General features: G+C 70.2%; 12 protein-coding genes. 2 read left to right on the top strand and 10 right to left on the bottom strand.

Annotation, left to right across the window (positions count from 1 at the left end; genetic code table 11):
* Nucleotides 1-132 precede the first annotated feature (132 nt).
* Both SMD20_RS40390 and SMD20_RS40385 read right to left on the bottom strand, forming a co-directional pair.
* Nucleotides 133-2,838: a family 78 glycoside hydrolase catalytic domain gene (locus tag SMD20_RS40390; RefSeq protein WP_329591347.1), complete on the bottom strand. Its 2,706-nt coding sequence runs from the start codon at nucleotides 2,836-2,838 to the stop codon at nucleotides 133-135.
* On the bottom strand, nucleotides 2,835-4,088 hold the full coding sequence (locus tag SMD20_RS40385) for an MFS transporter (protein ID WP_329591346.1): 1,254 nt from the start codon (nucleotides 4,086-4,088) through the stop codon (nucleotides 2,835-2,837). The genes SMD20_RS40390 and SMD20_RS40385 overlap by 4 nt, the downstream gene beginning before the upstream one ends.
* A 126-nt stretch (nucleotides 4,089-4,214) precedes the next feature.
* Here SMD20_RS40385 and SMD20_RS40380 point away from each other — a divergent pair, with 126 nt between their 5' ends.
* A complete protein-coding gene (locus SMD20_RS40380; RefSeq protein ID WP_329591344.1) occupies nucleotides 4,215-5,234 on the top strand; it encodes a LacI family DNA-binding transcriptional regulator in 1,020 nt (339 codons plus the stop codon).
* Between the two features lie 71 nt (nucleotides 5,235-5,305).
* Here SMD20_RS40380 and SMD20_RS40375 read toward each other — a convergent pair whose 3' ends face one another.
* The 6 genes from SMD20_RS40375 to SMD20_RS40350 all read right to left on the bottom strand — a co-directional run bounded on the left by SMD20_RS40375 (nucleotide 5,306) and on the right by SMD20_RS40350 (nucleotide 10,938).
* Nucleotides 5,306-5,998, bottom strand: coding sequence for a DUF998 domain-containing protein (locus SMD20_RS40375; RefSeq protein WP_329591343.1), 693 nt, complete (start codon nucleotides 5,996-5,998; stop codon nucleotides 5,306-5,308).
* Between the two features lie 55 nt (nucleotides 5,999-6,053).
* Nucleotides 6,054-6,284 (bottom strand): hypothetical protein, encoded by a 231-nt coding sequence (locus SMD20_RS40370; protein WP_329591341.1) that lies wholly within the window; start codon nucleotides 6,282-6,284, stop codon nucleotides 6,054-6,056.
* A gap of 62 nt (nucleotides 6,285-6,346) precedes the next feature.
* Nucleotides 6,347-7,747 carry a GH1 family beta-glucosidase gene (locus SMD20_RS40365; RefSeq protein WP_329591340.1) on the bottom strand — a complete coding sequence of 467 codons (1,401 nt, stop codon included), beginning with the start codon at nucleotides 7,745-7,747 and terminating at the stop codon, nucleotides 6,347-6,349.
* A 29-nt stretch (nucleotides 7,748-7,776) separates the two neighbouring features.
* Nucleotides 7,777-8,631, bottom strand: a complete 855-nt coding sequence (locus SMD20_RS40360; RefSeq protein ID WP_329591338.1) for a carbohydrate ABC transporter permease — start codon at nucleotides 8,629-8,631, stop codon at nucleotides 7,777-7,779.
* Nucleotides 8,624-9,634 carry a carbohydrate ABC transporter permease gene (locus SMD20_RS40355; RefSeq protein WP_329591337.1) on the bottom strand — a complete coding sequence of 337 codons (1,011 nt, stop codon included), beginning with the start codon at nucleotides 9,632-9,634 and terminating at the stop codon, nucleotides 8,624-8,626. Before SMD20_RS40355 ends, SMD20_RS40360 begins: the two co-directional genes overlap by 8 nt.
* A complete protein-coding gene (locus SMD20_RS40350; protein ID WP_329591335.1) occupies nucleotides 9,631-10,938 on the bottom strand; it encodes an ABC transporter substrate-binding protein in 1,308 nt (435 codons plus the stop codon). Before SMD20_RS40350 ends, SMD20_RS40355 begins: the two co-directional genes overlap by 4 nt.
* 250 nt (nucleotides 10,939-11,188) lie before the next feature.
* Between SMD20_RS40350 and SMD20_RS40345 the strand changes: the two genes are divergently transcribed.
* On the top strand, nucleotides 11,189-12,409 hold the full coding sequence (locus SMD20_RS40345) for an ROK family protein (protein WP_329591333.1): 1,221 nt from the start codon (nucleotides 11,189-11,191) through the stop codon (nucleotides 12,407-12,409).
* Between the two features lie 42 nt (nucleotides 12,410-12,451).
* Here SMD20_RS40345 and SMD20_RS40340 read toward each other — a convergent pair whose 3' ends face one another.
* Nucleotides 12,452-15,010 (bottom strand): discoidin domain-containing protein, encoded by a 2,559-nt coding sequence (locus SMD20_RS40340; RefSeq protein ID WP_329591331.1) that lies wholly within the window; start codon nucleotides 15,008-15,010, stop codon nucleotides 12,452-12,454.
* 28 nt (nucleotides 15,011-15,038) lie between these two features.
* Nucleotides 15,039-18,500 (bottom strand): discoidin domain-containing protein, encoded by a 3,462-nt coding sequence (locus tag SMD20_RS40335; RefSeq protein WP_329591329.1) that lies wholly within the window; start codon nucleotides 18,498-18,500, stop codon nucleotides 15,039-15,041.
* Nucleotides 18,501-18,675 lie beyond the last annotated feature (175 nt).

The following is an 18,675-nucleotide window of genomic DNA, read 5'->3' as shown; positions in this document are numbered from 1 at the left end:
GTACGTCGCGCGCGCTGCGGGCTCATCCCGCACCCGTCGGGTGAGACAGGCGGAAGTAGGGCTCCTCCTACGGTGAGGCATTTTCCGGCACCCCTCCCACCCGCGACGGTCCGGCCCGAACTTGTCCTCAGCTCACGGCCGCAGTTGCTCTTCCAGGGCCGACTGCAGCCGCGCGACGTGTTCCGGTGTGGCACGTGGGGCGACCACGGAGGCCAGCTCGGACAGCGGCAGGCGCAGCCCGCGGGCGGCCAGGGCCGCCGGATCGCCGATCACGCCGTGGGCGGTCATCACTCGGGACAGGCGCTCCCACAACCGAGCGTCGTCGACGGCGTCCGCGATCACTTCCGGCGACGCCGGCTGCGGCAGCTCGGCCTCCCACTGATGGTGGCCCGGGCCGGTCCGGAACGGTTCCCGGCCCGGCAGGTGCACGATCGCTTCGGTCCCCGGCGGGATCCGCGCTTCGAGGATGAGGGTGCCGTCGCTGATCCGCCACGCCACGCCCGCGTGGCCGTACGGAGTCTCCAGATCGGCCTCTGCCCAGGTCATCCCATATCCCGGCAGCGGGCGGAGCTCCAGCTGCCGGTAGCCGGGGGCGGCGGGCGCGAGGCCGGCCACCCGCCGGTGCAGCCAGTCGGCGACCGCGCCCAACGCATAGTGGTTGAACGAGGTCATCTGGCCAGGGTTGATCGAGCCATCGGGCAGCATGCTGTCCCAGCGTTCCCAGATCGTCGTCGCCCCCATCGTCACCGGGTAGAGCCACGACGGGCACGAGCGCTCCAGGAGCAGCCGGAACGCCAGGTGCGGGTATCCCGCCTCGGTGAGCGCGTCCGTGATCAGCGGCGTGCCGACGAATCCGGTCGCCACGCGGAAGCCGTTGGCTCGCACCAGGTCGGCCAGCCTCGCGCCGGCGGCTTCCCGCTGCTTCCTCGTCGGCAGCAGGTCCCAGTGAAGGGCCATCGCATAAGCCGTGGGAGTGTCGCTGACCATCAGCCCGCGCTCTGTGACGTAGGCGGACGCGAACGCACGCCTCACCTCCGCCGCCAGGTCCCGGTAGCGTCGCGCGTCGTCGCTCAGGCCGAGCACGGCGGCGGTCCTGGCCAGCAGGTCGGTGCTGCGGATGTAGTGGGCGGTGGCGACCAGGTCCTTGTCCGTACGGGAGTCGCCGGGCGCGTCCGGCGGGGCGGCCGGGTCCAGCCAGTCGCCGAACTGGAACCGGCCGGTCCACAGGCCGTCCTCCCCCGCGAAGGCGTGCAGCCGCTCCACCCACGCCCGCATGCTCGGATACTGCTCGCGCAGTACCTCGGCATCGCCGTACCGCTCGTAGAGGGTCCACGGCACGATCGTGGCCGCATCGCCCCATGCGGCGGTCGCGGGAAGGATGTTGTGGTGGATGTTCGGCACCACGAAAGGCACGCAGCCGTCCTCGAACTGTTCGGCCGCCAGATCGCGCAGCCATGAGGAGAGGAAGGACGAGCAGTCGGCCAGGAAGGCGGCCGCAGGTGCGAAAACCTGGATGTCGCCCGTCCAGCCGAGCCGCTCGTCCCGCTGCGGGCAGTCGGTCGGCACGTCGAGGAAGTTGCCGCGCATGCTGCGCACCACGTTGTCGTGGAGCTTTTGCACATCGGGATCCGAGCAGCGGAAATGCCCTGTGGGGCGCAGGTCGGAGCTGAGAACGACCGCTTCGACCGACTCGATCTCCTCAGGAGCGACGCCACGCAGCCCCGCGTACCTGAAGCCGTGGAAGGTCAGCGACGGCTCAAGCACCTCGGTCCCCTCGCCGGCCAGCACATAGCGGTCGGTGGCTTGAGCACTGCGCAGGGGGCGGATGCCGAGTTCGCCGTCCTCCAGCACTTCGGCGTGCCGGACGACGACTTCCTGCCCGGCACGCCCGCGCACGCGCAGCCGTACCCAGCCCACCAGGTTCTCCCCGAAATCCACCAGCAGCTCTCCCGACGGGGCCGCGTACCGCACTCCGCCCGGCACTGTGGCGACCGGCCGAACAGGCGGAGAGTCGCCGGGGAAGAGCTGGTCGAGCGGCTCGTCGAGCACATCCACCGGTTCGCTCGGTCCGCGCCCGACCCGCAGGTCGGTGGTCTGTCCGTCGTAGAGGTCGTCAGCGAGGACGCCCGTGGTGTGCGCCCGCCAGCTCTCGTCGGTCACCACCAGGTGCGTGGTTCCGTCGGCGCACTCGATCTCGAGTTGTGCCAGCAGCGCGAGCCGGTCACCGTACAGGGCTCGCTCACCGCGCCAGTAGAGCCTGCCGCGGTACCAGCCGTTGCCGAGCAGCGCGGTGATCTCGTTCTCGCCCGGCCTGAGCAGGGCGGTCACGTCGTGGGTGCGGTAACGCAGCCGCCGGCCGTAACTGGTCCAGCCGGGCGCCAGTTCCTCGTCGGTGACGCGCTCGCCGTTGATCCGTGTCACGTGCAGCCCGAGCGCGGTGACGTGCAGGCGGGCGCGGGTCACCGCCGCGGGCAGCTTCACGGTACGGCTCAGCAGCGGTGCGGCGGTGAGCACCCCACCGAGGGTCCGTGGCGAGACGAAGCGCGCGCTCCATTCCCCGGCGCCGAAGAGCGGCGTCTCGAAGGCCAGAGGCCGGCTCCAGTCGCCCCAGCGGCCTCGGCTGCCGACGCTGACGCGCAGTGATCCGGCGGCGCGGGAGTCCAGTGGGGCGAACGGCCATGCCACGCCGAGCTGGTCGGCGCCCTCCCCGGTGTGGACGACGGGTCGCCGGCCGGCGAGGGTGAGTTCGACGCGGTAGGCGTCGAACGGCTCGGTGGTCCGCCAGGACAGACGCGGTCGGGGCACCGGCATGCCGTGCAGCCGCAGGTCGACGCTCATCGGACCGCCACGGGGTCGGCGGCGGCCAGCATGCGGCGGCGCAGCGGGAAGATCCACGTCCAGGCGATCAGGGCGGCGATGAGCACGGCGGCGAGCAGCACCATCATCAGCGCCTGGGGGCTGGCGTCGGCGATCGCCGGGGTGACCAGCGCGAAGCCCGCCGCCACGAAGCGGGTGAAGGCTATGGCGACGCCTTGCGCGGTGCCTCTGATCAGGGTGGGGAAGAACTCCTGCGACCACACCTTGAAGATGACCTCGCCGGCGAAGCTCGCGCCGATCGTGATGGCGAACTTCAGGATGATCAGTGTCACCGTGTTCAGCCCCACGATCAGCGGGATCGCCGCTCCGGCCGCCATGATCGCGACGCCGATCGTGTAGAGCGGCATCCGGGCGGGCCCGTCCACGTACTTCATGAAGATCAGGATGGTGAGGAATCCGAGCGGATAGGCCAGCATCCCCACGAGGGTGGCCGTCGACACCGGCGCCCCGGCCACTTCGGTGAACAGGAACGTCTGGAACTGGCCGAAGGTGTTGGCGACCAGGTTGCCGACGGCGTAGAAGAGCCCGAGCCCGACGACGGCACCGAGGAGCGGCCTGGACGTCAGCACGCGCCAGGAATCGCCGCGCACGCCTTCGGCCGGGCCGGCCTGCTGCCGGTCGCGCTCGCGTACCCACTCCTCCGACTCACGCAGCCTCCGGCGCAGCACGAGCACCACCAAGGCCACGACGATCACGTGCAGGTAGATGATCCGCGCACCGATCGCTCCGGTCCCTGAGACCAGGAACCCGATGAGGTAGGCGGCGAATCCGCCACAACTCCATAGCACCTGGGAAAAGGCGACGAGCCTGGCACGCTTGCCTTCCGGCGCCTCCTCGGCCACCAGCGCCAAGGAGGTCGGAATGTCGGCGCCCATCGCCAGACCGGTGATGGCCACACCGACGAAGATCATCCATGGCTGGACGGCGAAGGCGAGCAGCAGGAGACCGGCGACGAAGACGACCAGGTCGTACGTGAACACCCTGCGCCTGCCCAGCAGGTCCCCGAGCCGTCCGCCGAACACGGCTCCAAGGGCCAGGCCCAGCGTCAGGACGGACGACGCCGTGCCGATCATCCACGGGCTCAGCCCGAGCTGCTGCTTGTACAGAACCAGCGCGGTGCCGGTCCCCACGATGGTGGCCGCGTCCATGTAGGAGGCCATGCCGCCGAGCGCGGCCGTCCTCCAGGCACGCCTGGCCGTCGTCTCTGTCATCTGCGTCGATACCTCGTGTAGGGGGGTTCACGGCCCGCACGCCGTCGGTCCACGTTGTGTGAAGTGACTATTGTAGATCGATCTACATTTTTCAAGAGGGAAGTTCCGGACCGCTATGTTGCTGACATGAGTTCCTCGCGCCCCACGATCTCCGACGTCGCCGCCGCGGCCGGAGTGTCACGGGCTGCCGTGTCGAAGGTCCTGCGCGACGCCTACGGCGTGAGCCCGCAAATGCGCGAACGCGTCGAGCAGGCCATCGCCGAGCTCGGTTACCGCCCCCGGGAAGCCGCCCGCGCCATGCGCACCGCCACCCGCACCATCGGGGTCGCCGTCCCCTTGCTGCGTGGTCAGTTCTTCGCCGACATCCTCGACGGCGTCTACGAGGGGCTGGACACCGGCCCTTATCGCATGCTCGTCTCGCCGTTCGACCACGAGACCAGCGAGCGCAACCCCGGCATGGAGTCGCTGTGGGACCGCGAGGTGGAAGCGGTCATCGTCGTGTCGCCGAAGGTGCGGGCCTCCTGGCTCGACTCCTTCGCCCAGCGGCTGCCGACGGTGGTGGTGGCCAGGCACGACGCGAGCGACCATTACGACCGCGTCGTCAACGACGACCGAGCGGGAGCGGCCCTGGCCGTCGAGCACCTGGCGGCGCTGGGCCACCGGCGGATCACTCACCTCTCGCACAACGTCTCCGGGCCCGGCGTGCTGAGCCCGCACGCCGTACGCGAGGCCGGCTACCGCGAAGCGATGCGACGGCTGGGGCTCGACGCGTACCTCTCGGTGGTGACATGCGGCGGCAGCGAGGCCGAGACCTGCCGGGCCACGGCGGCGCTGCTCGACCGGGGGGATCCGCCGACCGCGCTGTTCGTCGGGTCCGACCAAGGGGCCTTCGGGAGCCTGCGGGCGCTGTCGGAGCATGGGCTACGCGTACCCGATGATGTCTCTGTCGTGGGATACGACGACACCCAGTTCGCCTCACACCCGCGCTTCTCGCTCACCACCGTCGCCCAGTACGGCACCGCCATGGGCCGCGTCGCGGCCGAGTTGGCAGTGGAGCGGATCAAGGTGCGCAAGGAGGCGCGGGAGTGGGTGTCACAACCGGCGTTGATCGAGCGTGAGTCCACGGGACCCGTGCGCCTTCTCTGACGCCACTGGCCGATCGATCGCCGCGCGACGGCAGGCGCTCGGGAGCTGCCCGGCTCCGGATGGCCGCCCGCTCAGACCACGGTCAGGGCGGTGCCGTCACGCCGGGTCGAAGCCAGCCGGTACGCCGCCAGGAGCGACGCCCATGCCAGGGCGAGCGCGATGGCGAGAGCGAAGGCGACATTGGCCACCCTGGAGCCCTGCACCACGAAGATCGAGACCCAGGCCGCCACGAAGAGCGCGCCGGTCACCATGCTGAGGGCGGCCCAGCCACGACGGCCGGCCGCCGCGAAGCCCCGGCCGAACACGAAACACGCGGCGATCAGCGCGAGAAAGGCGACCCCGGAGACGAGGAAGTGCAGCATCCCCTGCGTGCTCATGCTCGTGGGCGGACCGACGGGCGTCCCCGGCGGGAAGCCGTCGGCAGGGTCGGCGGAGAAACAGGCAGCGGCGATCATCCCCGCGCCGAAGACGCCGACCAGCCGCGGCCCCCAAGCGCCGCCCCAGCGCGCCGGACCACGAGCCCGGTGCAGGCCGACCGCTCCGGCCACGAACAGCAGGCCGCTGACCGCGAAGTTCGCGATCTGAATCCACCCTTGGTCGCCGTTGCTCAGCATGCTGGCCGGGTACCGGCCGATGTCGAAGCCGTCCCTGGTGAGTATCTGCAACAGGACCGCGATGATGTAGAGCGGACCGGCGACGACGCCGCACCTCAGCAGCCTCCGTGTCGTGCCGCTGGCCGCCGTGGCGGTGAGGTTCTTCCTCATCGGTCCACTCCTTTCGCCCCCGTTGGGGGGCGGTGATTCTGGTCGACGATGTCGATCACTCGTCTTCTTCCTCCTCGTCGTTCGCGCCGGGGCGTCCCTCCGGGGACGGCGTCTCGCCGAGCGAGTGGCGGCGCTCGCGCCGGGCGCGTGCGAGTTCGGCGCCCAGCGCGTCCAGGCGCCGGCTCCAGAACTGGCGAAAACGCTCCAGCAGAATGCCGACCTCCCTGAGATGCCTACAGCGCCACCGCGCACGTCGAACGCGTGCGCGGCCCCATAGTTTCAGCATTCGCTTATATAAGTCAATGCTGATAAAGTGGAGGATGATCGAGTATGACCTCGTGGAGTGGTTCAAGCAGGCGATCGACTGCCGTGGTCGTTGACACGAGAGTGCGAGTCGCGCCCGAGGGCGAGGCGGTGGTCGCGGATGACCTCCGCGTAGCGGCGGCCGCTGCTCTTGACCGTACGGCGCTGGGTGGCGTAGTCGACGTGGACCAGGCCGAAGCGCTTGTCGTAGCCGTAGGCCCATTCGAAGTTGTCCAGCAGCGACCAGGCGTAGTAACCGGCGAGCGGGGCGCCCCGGCGGGCGGCGCGGGCGCAGGCGGCCAGGTGGTCCTCCAGGTAGCGGGTGCGTTCCTGGTCGGCGACGCCGGTCGGGCCGACGGTGTCAGGGTAGGCGGAGCCGTTCTCGGTGACGAGGATCCGGCGCGCCCCGTGCTCGGTGGTCAGGCGCATGATCAGACTCTCCAGGCCACCGGCGTCGACCTCCCAGTCCATGCCGGTGCGGGGCGCGTCCGGCCTCAGGACCTGGCGGGCGAAGGGGGGCGGGCCGTCGGGATCGTCGGCGATCGTCATGGGGAAGTAGTAGTTCAGGCCCAGCCAGTCCAGCGGCTGCGCGATCGTGGCCAGGTCGCCCGGACGTTCGGGGAGGTCGACGCCGTACGTCTCGCGCAGGTCGGCGGGGAAGCCGCGGCCGTGTACGGGGTCGAGCCACCAGCGGTTGGTGTGGCCGTCCATGCGGCGGGCGGCGGCCAGGTCGGCGTCGGAGCCGGTGGCGGGTTCGACGGTGGAGAGGTTGTTGACGATGCCGATCTCCGCGCCGGGCGCGGCGGCGCGGACCGCCTGGGTGGCGAGGCCGTGGCCCAACAACAGGTGGTAGGAGGCGCGGACGGCGGCGTTGATGTCGGTGATGCCGGGAGCCATCCTGCCTTCGAGGTGGCCGATCCAGGCCGAGCAGAGCGGCTCGTTGAGCGTGGCCCACTGCCGCACCCGGTCGCCGAGCGCGTCCGCGACGACCGCCGCGTAGGCGGCGAAGTGCTCGGCGGTCTCGCGTGCGGGCCAGCCGCCGCGGTCCTGGAGGGTCTGCGGCAGGTCCCAGTGGTAGATGGTGGCGTTCGGGGTGATGCCGGCGTCCAGCAGGGCGTCGACGAGGCGGGAGTAGAAGTCGAGGCCCCGCCGGTTGACGGCGCCGTCGCCGCCGGGGACGATCCGCGGCCAGGCGAGCGAGAACCGGTAGGAGGTGACGCCGAGCTCCTTCATCAGGGCGAGATCCTCGGGCCAGCGGTGATAGTGGTCGCAGGCGACGTCGCCGGTGTCGCCGTTGTCGATCGTGCCGGGGGTGTGGGAGAAAGTGTCCCAGATCGACGGGGATCGGCCGTCCTCCGCCACGGCTCCCTCGATCTGGTAGGCCGAGGTGGCCACGCCCCAGGTGAAGTCCCGGGGCAGGGCGGCGAGGTCGATGGGGTGGGTCACAAAGGTCCTTTCGAGAGGTGGCGCGGGCGTCACTTGACGGCTCCGGCGGTGAGGCCGGCGACGAGGTAACGCTGCAGGAGCAGGAACCCGGCGACGATCGGCACACTGACGGTCAGCGACGCGGCCATGACCTGGTTCCAGTAGACGTCGTTCTGCGTCGCGTAGCCCTGCAGGCCGACGGAGAGCGTGCGGGTGGTGTCGTCGGTCATGATCGAGGCGAACAGCACCTCTCCCCAGGCGGTCATGAAGGCGTAGACGGCGACGGCGACGATCCCGGGGATCGCGGCGGGGATGACGATGCGGAACAGCGTGGCGACGGGCCCGCAGCCGTCGACGGCCGCGGCTTCGTCCAGGGCCCGCGGGATCGAGGCGAAGTATCCGATCAGCATCCAGATCGAGAACGGCAGGGAGAAGGTCAGGTAGGTGAGGATGAGGCCGCCACGCGAGCCGTACAGGGCGATTCCGGTCGCGTTGCCGATGTTGACGTAGATCAGGAACAGCGGCAGCAGGAACAGGATGCCCGGGAACATCTGGGTGGACAGCACGGTGACGGTGAAGACCCGCTTGCCGGGGAATTCGTAGCGGCTGACCGCGTACGCCGCGAAGATGGCGATGATCACCGAGAAGACGGTCGCCACCCCCGCCACGACGACGGAGTTCGCGAAGTAGCGGGCGAGCGGGACCGTGTCCCAGATGTCGAAGTACGGCCTGATCGTCAGGCCGCTGGGCAGCCAGCGGAAGCGGCCCGAGACGTCCTGCAGCGGCTTGAGTGAGCTGCTGACCATGACGAACACCGGCACGAGCACGAACCCGGACAGCAGGGTCAGGAACACGGCCCGTGCCCACAAGAAGGACCGCGGAGGCGTGGTCGGCGCGCTAGACATCGGCGGTCTTCCTTCCGCGCGAGGTGACCAGGAGGTACACGGCCGTCACCACGAGGAGGAACAGGAGCAGCAGGACCGACATGGCCGATCCGGTGCCGAAGTTCCAGGTGACGAACGAGGACTGGTAGATGTGGATGGAGATCAGGTTCGCCGGCGCCGGCGCGGAGTCACCGAACAGGATGTACGGCGTGTTGAAGTCGTTGAACGTCCACAGGAACAGCACCAGGACGAGGACCCGGTTGATCGGGTGCAGGGACGGCATGGTGATCTTGCGGATCTGCTGCCAGATGCCGGCTCCGTCGATCGCGGCGGCCTCGTACAGCTCCTTGGGGATGTTCTGCAGGGCCGCCATGACGATGAGGAACGCGAAGGGCCAGGTCTTCCAGACGGCCACGACGGCGAGCGCGACGAAGCTGTTGTCACCCAGCAGCCAGAAGGGGCGCTCGTCGATCAGGCCGAGCTGGTCGACGAGGACGTGGTTGACCATACCGTTGTCCCGCTGGAACATGAACGCCCAGGTGATGGCCGCGGCGTAGACGGGCAGCGCGTACGGGGTGAGGAAGACGGCCCGCAGCAGGCCGCGGCCGCGGAAGTTCTCCTGCATGAAGATCGCGGCGGCGGTCCCGACGAGCCAGCACGTGCCGACCGCCAGGACGCTGAAGACGCAGGTGACGAAGAAGGAGTTGAGCAGGTCCTGGCCCACGGGCGCGTCGAGGTCGATGGAGACGCGGTAGTTCTCCAGTCCGCGCCAGGGCGCGGCGCTCCAGTCCCGGATGTAGAACTGGGTGAGCTCCTTGAAGCTCGCCAGGATGCCGGTGAGCATCGGCACCAGGTGCACGAGGAGCTCCAGCAGCGCGGCGGGGAGCAGCAGCAGGTACGGCAGGCTCGCCCGGCGCAGGCGCGGTTTCCGGCGGGGTGTCCGGCCTGCCCCGCCGGGCCGCGCGGTGCGGGGGCCCGGCAGGGTCGGATCTTGGGTGGCGGTGGCCATGTCGCGACGGCTCACCGCGTCGGCATCTGCTGCTGAGCCTTGGTCAGGCGCTCCTTGACCAGCTCGGTGGTGATCTCACGCCCTTGGGCCGCGTCGGCGAACAGTTCCTTGACGGCGGTGCCGACCGCGGTCTCGAACTGCGACTCCTCGGGAACTCTCGGGAGGGCGGCGGCGCTCGTGGCGAGCGTGTCGCGCAGGACGGCGAGGTCGGGAGTGTTGAAGGCCTCGTCCTGCTGGGCGGTCTTGACCGGCGGGATGGAGCCGTAGGTCTTGTTGAGGATCTTCTGCTCCTCGTCGCCGGTCATGAACTTCACGAACTGCAGGGCGCCGTCGAGGTTGTCGCTGTTCTTGAAGACGGCCATGTTGATGCCGGCGACCATGGAGTTGATGTTCTGGCCGGTGCCGGGAGCGCCGGAGGGGACGGGGACCGGGGCGACGCCCCACTCCTCCGGCTTCATGCCGTGGGACTTGAGGGTGGTGGCGGCGGTCTGCCAAAGGATCATGGCGGTGTTGCCCTTGGCGAAGTCCTGCAGTGACTGGTTCTGGGCGTATTCCGCGTTGCCCGGGGCGACGATCTTGTCGGTGGCCATGAAGTCGATGTACTGCTTCACGGCGGCGACGGCCCCGTCGGAGGTGAAGGCAGGCTTGCCCGAGGCGTCGAAGAAGTCGGCGCCGTGCTGCTTGGCGAGGACGAAGACCTGGTGGATGTTGTTCGACAGGTTCGAGCCCTCGACTCCGAGGCCCCACTTGCCGCCGGTGGAGAGCTTCTTGCCGGCGGCGACCAGCTCGTCCCAGGTGGCCGGGGGCTTGTCGATGCCCGCGTCCGCGAACGCCTTCTTGTGGTAGTAGAGCGCGTACGCCATGGAGTACAGCGGGACCGCGGCCGGGTCCTGTCCCTCCGCGCCGGCAGAGGCGAGGGCGGAGTCCACGAAGCGGTCCTTGCCGCCGATCTTGCCGAAGGCGGCCGCGTCCCAGGGCAGCAGGGCGCCGGTGGCCTGGAGGGAGGCGGACCAGGTGTTGCCGATGTTGAGCACGTCGGGCCCTCGGCCGGACGTGGTGGCGGCCAGGATGCGGTTGAGCAGGTCGGCCCAGGGGACGACCTCCAGCTCGACCTTGATCCCGGTCTGCTGCTCGAACTTCTTCAGCTCGGGCGTGAGGATCTCCTTGTCCGCCTCGATGCTGGGGCCCTGGTTGGACGCCCAGTAGGTCAGTGTCTTCGGCGTTCCCTTGCCGGCCTCGCCGGCGCCGGTGCTCCCGGTGCCGCAGGCGGCGAGGGTGCTGAGAGCGAGGACGGCTGCTGCGACTCGTAATTTCTGCATGACGGGTCGTCCCTTCGAGGGAGTCCTTGGGATGGGGGGTGCTGTCTGGGACGATCTCCTGCGGAGAGGTACCTTCACACCTTAATTCAAAGCTTGAGTTAATACCTGAGAGATGCGGCCGTCAAGGGCGCGAAACGGTAGATTGCCCCCAGAGAGGAGCCGCATGGCCAAGCCCAGTAGGCAGACCGTCCGCGACCTGCGGAGAAACAGTCGTGGAGCGGTACTGCAACAGTTGTATTTCAACGGCCCGATGAGCCGTCAGGCGCTGGGCACGGCCACCGGGCTGAGCTCGGGTTCGATCAGCACCATCGTGGCCGAGCTGGCGGGCGAAGGGCTGGTGGAGGATGCCGGCACGGTCGACTCCGACGGCGGGCGCCCCCGCCACCTGCTGCGCGTCCGTCCGGGCTGCGCCTGCCTGATCGGCGTCGACGTCGGGGAGACGCGGGTGCGGGTCGAACTGTTCGACCTCGGCCTCACCGAACTCGCCCGCTACGAGCGCCCCTTGGAGGGCAGAGGCCACGACGTGGCATCGGTCGTCCGGCACATCGCCGAGGGAGTGGCCGCCGTCGTCGCCCACGCGGACGTTCCTGACGACCTGCTTCTCGGCGCCGGCGTCGGCGTACCCGGCATCGTGGAGCGGGGCTCCGGTGACGGCGCGGTGGTGCACGGGCAGACCATCGGCTGGGACGCGGTCCCCCTGGAGTCCCTGCTGCGCACGTCGGTCGCCCTTCCGCCCGGGGCCCGGCTCTTCATCGAGAACGGCGCCAAGACGCTCGGCCGGGCCGAGATGTGGTTCGGCGGCGGTCAGGGCGCGAGCGACGCGGCCATCGTCCTGTTCGGGTCCGGAGTGGGCGCGTGCGTCGTCACCGGTGGCACGATCATGGGAGGGACCCACAGCAGCGCGGCCGAATGGGGACACACCGTGGTCCAGGTCCGCGGCCGGCGCTGCCGCTGCGGCTCGCGGGGCTGCCTGGAGGCGTACGCCGGGGCCGAGGCGCTGATCCAGCGCTGGCGCGAGGCCGGTGGGGCGCTCCCTCCGGACGCCGACGAGGAGTCGGCGGTCACCGCGATGATCGCCGCCGCCTTTCCCCAGGACGGCGCCGCCCCTGACCCCGTGGCGGTGGCGGTCCTCGACGAGACCGCCGAGTACCTGGGCGCCGGCCTGGCCAACCTGATCAACCTCTACAACCCCGAGCGCATCCTGCTCGGCGGCTGGGCCGGGCTGCAGCTCGCCCCGTACCTGCTGGATGCCGTGCGACACCACGCGACCGCCTACGCGCTGCGCCACCCGGCCGGGCAGGTCGTGATCGAGCCGGGACGGCTCGGACCCGACGCCGTCACGGTCGGCGCCGCGACACTGCCGCTGGCCGAGTTCTTCGCCCGCGGCGGACGCCGGGACGCCCCCGTGGCCGAGGCCGACCTGGTGCCCGAGCGGACGGGATGGCGCGCGGTGGCGAGCGTCCGGGCCTGAGTCCCCGGCCGGTGCGGTTCCCCGCACCGGCCGGGCTTGCCGTCAGGGGTAGGAGACGACCGTGGACGGGATGGTGTCGGTGCCGTACGCCGGGGCGCCGGTGTCGTTGATGACGTGGTTGTAGCGGCCCTTTCCGCCGAGGGAGACCACCAGGAGGCTGTGGAAGCGCACCCCGGGCTTCACGGGAGCCTCGAAGCCGTGGTCCACCTCGATCGTCGGATCGCTGGTGAAGACGCAGTAACTGCCCATGCCCCAGCCCTCGTGGACGTCGACGGAGTCGTCGACCTTGTAGGCGGCCCAGCCCTTGACGGAGCCGTTCATGAACGCGGCCTGGTTCGGCGGGTCGTAGGCCAGCTCGTTCTGGAAGAAGATCGTCCGGCCGCGCTCGCCGGACCACTCCACGTTGTACTTCTGGAAGTGCTCGACGAACAGGCCTGTGGCCAGCACGTCGTCGCCGTGGACCCGCAGGCCGTAGTCGGCGGTGTTGACGTTCCAGCCGACGCCGTCGCCGTGGTCGGCGCGCCAGATCCAGGTGTGGTCGATGATCGTGTCATCGCTGTGCACCACCAGGCCGGTGGTCGCCTTCCCGGCGAACTGGCCGCCGACGCGGACGAACACGTCCTGCAGCGAGACGGGGTTGGCGGAGTGGTCGGTGTGCGCGCCCTGCCTGCCGATCTCGATCAGGGTCGGCGAGTTGACCGGACCGGCGTCGATGAGGAAGCCGGCCAGCTTCACCCCGTCCACGTCCGCGACCTTCATCGCCGTGATCCCGCCTTGGGGGACCAGCGTCGCCAGGCCGAGGCCCATGACGATGGTGTTCGCCCGGTTCACCTCGATCGTCTGGTCGAGGTGGTAGATGCCGGGCGTGAACAGCAGGTGCAGACCTTGGGCGAGCGCCCGGTTCAAGGTCGCGGCCGTGACACCGGGCTTGGCGACGTAGAAGGCGGCGAGCGGGACGGACGTGCCCGGGGTGGGGCCGTTCGCCCAGCTGATGCCGCGCGCGCCGGTGCGCTTGCCCGGCACGAACACCCGGTAGCCGTCGCCGTCCAGGTAGAGGTACGGCTTCTCCCGGCTGACCGGGGTGGTGTCCAGGGTCGTGTAGCGCGGCTCGGGGAAGCTGCCCGCGGGTGCTCCTTGGACGCCGGAGAAGGTCATGTTCCACACGCTGTTGGTCCAGCCACCGATGGTGCTGTCGCGGGTGTACCACTGCTGCTGGGAGTACGGCCCGACCTGGCCGTCGATCTTGCTGTCGGCGATGTAACCGCCGGACGCCCACCCGTACCCGGACGGCGCCAGGTTGAGCGCGCCCTTGATGTGCATCCGCCGGAACGGCGCCGCCTGCGAGACCGCCCACCTGTTGGTCCCGTCGTAGGGGGCGACGGACAGGTTCTCGGTGGAGCGCCAGAAGTTCTGGGTGGCGTTGCCGTTGAACCAGCCCGCGTCGACGCTCACGCCCTTGACGGTGACGTCGTCGGGGTTACGGCCCAGGCCATGGATCGAGGTGTAGAAACCCGTGTTGACGTTGACGTCGTAGCTGCCGGGCTTGAACATCAGCGCGTAGCGGCCGAGACCGAACTGCGCGGCCTCCTGCTGCTTGTAGATCTGGTCGATCTGCGCCTGGATCGTGGCCGCCGGCATGGACGGGTCGAAGACCTTCACGTTCGGGCCCAGGTCGCCGCCGCCGGGCAGGTCCTCCCCTCCGTCGTCGCCCTTGACGCGCACGGCGACCTCCCACAGCGAGTATCCGTAGCCGGTGCCTCGGGCCGTCCCGTGGACGCGTACGTACCGGCCGGAGCCGGCCACCTGGTACGAAGCGGTGCCTCCGGTGCCTCCGGTCACCGTCTTCAGGGTGGTCCAGTTCGTGCCGTCGGCGGAGGCCTGGATCGTGAAGTCCCTGCCGTAGGCGGCCTCCCAGTTCAGGCCGACCTCGCAGATCTCCCGCACCGAACCGAGATCGACGCGCAGCCACTGCGGGTCGGCGGCGGCGCTGGACCAGCGGGTCGCGGTGTCGCCGTCGAAGGCGTTCTTGGCCGGGGTGCCGGCGTTCTCCGTCGAGGACGCGGTGGCGGGCCGGTTCAGGGCGGCGTTGCCCGCGCCGCACTCACCGCCGCTGCCGCCGCCGGTCGTGGTGCCGTAGACCTTGAACTCCCACAGCGAGTAGCCGTAGCCGGTGGCGCGAGCGGTGCCGAGCATCCGGACGTAGCGGCCGTCGCCCGTCACGTCCAGGGAGTCGACGCCGCCGTCGCCGCCGGTCACGGTCTTCAGGTCGGTCCACGTCGTCCCGTCCTGCGAGGTCTGGATCCGGTAGCCGGTGGCGTAGGCCGCCTCCCAGTTCAGCACGACCTTGCTGATGTGGGCCGTGGCGCCCAGGTCCACCCTGAGCCATTGCGGGTCGGCGCCGGCGACGCTGGACCAGCGGGTGCCGTCGTCGCCGTCCACCGCCAGGGCCGGGGCGGTGCCGTAGTGCTCGACGGAGGAGGCGGTCGCGGTCTTGCCCTGGGAGAGCAGGGGGTCCTCGGCGTACGCGGGGGCGGTGATCAGGGGCACGGCGAGGAGGCCGGCCAGGACCGCGATGGCGGCCTTTGTCGGTTTGAGGTGCATGGCATCCGCTTTCAGGTGGAGGGGTTCGCTAGCGGTAGACGCCGAACTCCCAGAGGGAGTAGCCGTAGGTCGTGCCGCGTTCGGTCAGGTTGAGCCGGACGTACCGGGCGGAGGCGTTCAGGTCGATGCCGTCGAACCCGCCGTCCCCGGTGGTGGTGGCGTGCACGGTGGTCCAGTCGGTGCCGTTGGCGGAGGTCTGGAGCTGGTACGCCTTGGCGTAGGCGCCCTCCCAGCCGAGCTGGACGTGCTTGATCGGGGTGAGCGCGCCGAGGTCGACCCGGATCCATTGCGGATCGGCCCACTCACTGGCCCACCGCGAGCTGAAGCTGCCGTCAGTGGCCCGATCCGGGGTGAACGGGCCGCCGTCGCCGCTCGCCTGGTACGACGAGGCCGTGGTCGGCTTGCCGCGGGCCACATTGGTGCCGTCGACGACCGGCGGCACCACCCGGAACGAACGCTGCTCGATGCCCGCGTTGCCGTGACCGTCGAAGGCGTAGACGTAGACCTTCCAGACGCCGAGCTGCTCGGGCGCGGTCACGGTGAGCCGGCCCGGGGCGGTCTGGGCGAAGCGGGCGTGCCGGAAGCCGCGGTTGCCGGTGATGTGCTTGTCGCTGACCATCACGTGGTAACGGATCAGGTCCCCGTCGGGATCGGTGGTCTGGGTGTCGACGGTGAACGTGCCGCCGGCGGGGACCGCGGTCTGTGAACCGACCGTCATCGAGGTGATGCGCGGCGGGGTGTTGCCGGTCGGCCGGCCGGTGTAGGCCTGCTGGAGGGCGTGGAAGCCGTGGCGGCGCCAGCCGCCTGGGGTGATGTTCAGCCAGACGCCGCCGAAGTCGTTCTCCAGGCCGTAGTGGAACATGGTCGCGCCGAGTGCCACCCCGGTGTGACCGCTGATGGCGTTCCAACTGGCCGTGTACATCTGGCCCTTCTCCAGATCGGTCGGCTCGTCGGGGACGCCGTTGACGTCGTTCGGGACCTCCCACTCGCCGTCCGGCCCGGCCTCCGTGACGATGTACGGCTTGTCGTATCCGCCGGCGATCCAGTCGTTCCTCACGGTGTGGATGGCGCCGTAGGAGTTGACGGCGAGCAGGTCGAGCGCGGGCGAGTGGGCCTTGTAGTAGGTCCAGGCGTGGGTGTAGGCGTCGGTCGAGGTGACCGGGTGGTTGGGGTCCGCGGCATGCACGGCGAGCGCGACCTCGTTGACGAACTTCGCGTACGCCACCCGCCGCTGCTCCACCACGTCGGCCGGCAGTCCGTGGTCCTGCATGGTGAGGATGACCTCGTTGCCGACGTCCCACATCAGCACGCCCTGGCGGTTCTTCAGCGCGTTGACCCGGGCCACGATCTCGTTCTTCACGGTGGTCTTGTAGGCCGTGTCGTTGACGTAGTCGGCGCCCTGGTTCAGCCAGTGCCCGACGATCACCTTGATCCCGTTCCGGGCCGCGGCGTCGAGCAGAGAAGGGGTGCCGGCGTCGTCCACACCCCAGGTGCGGATGGTGTTGACGCCCATCGCCTTCAGGTCCCGCATATAGCCGTCGGCCGCGGCCTGCGGCGGACCGTAGGTCAAGCCCTTGATCAGGTACGGCTGGCCGTTGACCGACAGCTGCCAGTTGCCGTTGCCACCGGTCACTCTGACGACGCTCGGCCCGGCGGGGACCGGTCCGTCGGTCATCGGGGCCGGCGTGGCGCCCGACCGGCGGGCGACCGACACCCAGTCGGCGCTCAGCACGCCGCCCGAGGCGGTCTCCGGCGACGGCGTGGTGACTCCGGCGACGGCGTTCGGCAGCGAGCCGCCGATGGCCAGGTCCAGGCGGAGGTAGAAGCCGTGATGAACGGCCGCCTGCCAGGCGGCGACGCCGACCTGGCTCTGCCGTACGACCCAGGTCTGCCTGCCGTCGAGGAAGAAGCGGATCTCCTCGTCGCTCTTGGTACGGTCGATGACCTGCGAGAACTCGTGGTAGGCGGTCGCGCAGCCACCACAGGTGGCGAAGCCGCTGGTGCGCCCGTTGTACTCGCTGCAGACGCCGTCGGGTGCGGTGCCGCAGTGCAGCGTGTTGGAGAACTCGTCAGCCCCGTTGACCGCCGTCATGATGTCGGTCTCGCCGACGCCCGGCCAGTTGGTGTAGTCGCCGCGGTAGGCGGCGCCGGTGGCGCGGAAGCCGGGCCAGTAGCCAAGGGCCTTCGCGACGTCGGGCAGCTTCAGCCGGGCGCTGAAGCGGACCATCTCGCCGGGCCTGGCCTCGAAGTCGGTGCGCTGCGTCTCGACGCGGCCGGAGGTCCAGTTGCCGTCGCGGTCCTTGACGGCCTTGATGCTCAGGTGGCCGTCGCCGTCGAGGCTGACGTTGGCGGTGGAGTCGCTCATCGTCTCGACCTCGCCGGTGCCCCAGTTCGCGGCGCCGCCGGGATAGGAGGTGCCCGTGCGCCTGATCCAGTTGGCGGCCGACGGTGAGGTGCCGGCGGGGCCGGTGAAGTCCTCGCGCCACACCTCGGTCCAGTCGCCTGGCTCCTCGGGCTGGTCGCCGGTGTTGATCTGGAGTTCCCAGAGGGAGTAGCCGTAGCCGGTGCCGCGCTGGGTGCCAAGCATGCGGACATAGCGGCCGGTGCCGGACACGTCGAGGGCGTCGGTGCCGCCGTCGCCGCCGGTGACGGTCTTCAGGTCGGTCCACACTGAACCGTCGGGCGAGGACTGGATCTTGTAGGCGGTGCCGTAGGCGGCCTCCCAGATGAGAGTGACCTTGCAGATGTTCCGGCTGGAGCCGAGGTCGACCTGGATCCACTGCGGGTCGGATGCCGCGCTGGACCAGCGGGTGCCGCTGTCGCCGTCCACGGCGGCGCCGGCCGCGTAAGCGGCGCCCTCGGTCGAGGAGGCGGTGGCGGGCTTGCCCTGGGCGGCGTTGGCGGTGGCACAGCCGGAGGTCTGGCCGCCTTCGCCGTACACCTGGAACTCCCAGAGGGAGTAGCCGTAGCCGGTGCCGCGCTGGGTGCCGAGCATCCGGACATAGCGGGCGGCGCCCGTCACGGTGTGCGCGTCGGTGCCACCGTCACCGTCGGTGATCGTCTTCAGGTCGGTCCAGGAGCTGCCGTCGACGGAACCCTGCAGCTTGTAGCCGCGGCCGTAGGCGGCTTCCCAGGTGAGGACGATCCTGCTCAGTACGGCCGGGGCGCCCAGGTCCACCTGGAGCCATTGGGCGTCGCTGAAGGCGCTTGACCAGCGGGTGCCTGCCTTGCCGTCCACCGCCATCGCGGCGGTGGTGTCGCCGCCTTCGGCGGAGGACGCGGTGGCGGCCTTGCCCTGCGACAGCAGGACCTCGGCCATGGCGGCGGCGGCCGCTGGGGCCACGGCGGCGGCGGGTGCCGGTGCGGCCAAGGCGGATACGGGGGCGGCCAGGGCGGGGGCCGCCGGGGCGGGGCCGAGCCCGGCCAGGCCCGCCACCAGGGCGACGACCAGGCCGAACCGGAACCGGCCGGGATGTCGGACGGGAAACACGTTCACTCTCTCCTAGGGGTGGGGGGTGCCGGGGGAAGGAGGAGAGCGCTCTCCGTGCCGTGACACTGCATCCTGGCGCGACCCCCGTCAAGGCCCAAAACGTTGCTGGGCCGAAATGCGCAGGTCACCGCCACGTAATCGGGAGGTGCGGTTTCTCACCGTCTTGACAAGCCGT

Source organism: Nonomuraea sp. LP-02 (assembly GCF_036289125.1).
Taxonomy (GTDB): domain Bacteria; phylum Actinomycetota; class Actinomycetes; order Streptosporangiales; family Streptosporangiaceae; genus Nonomuraea; species Nonomuraea bangladeshensis.
Note: the sequence above shows the minus strand (reverse complement) of the source record. Positions and strands in the feature narration are given on the sequence as shown.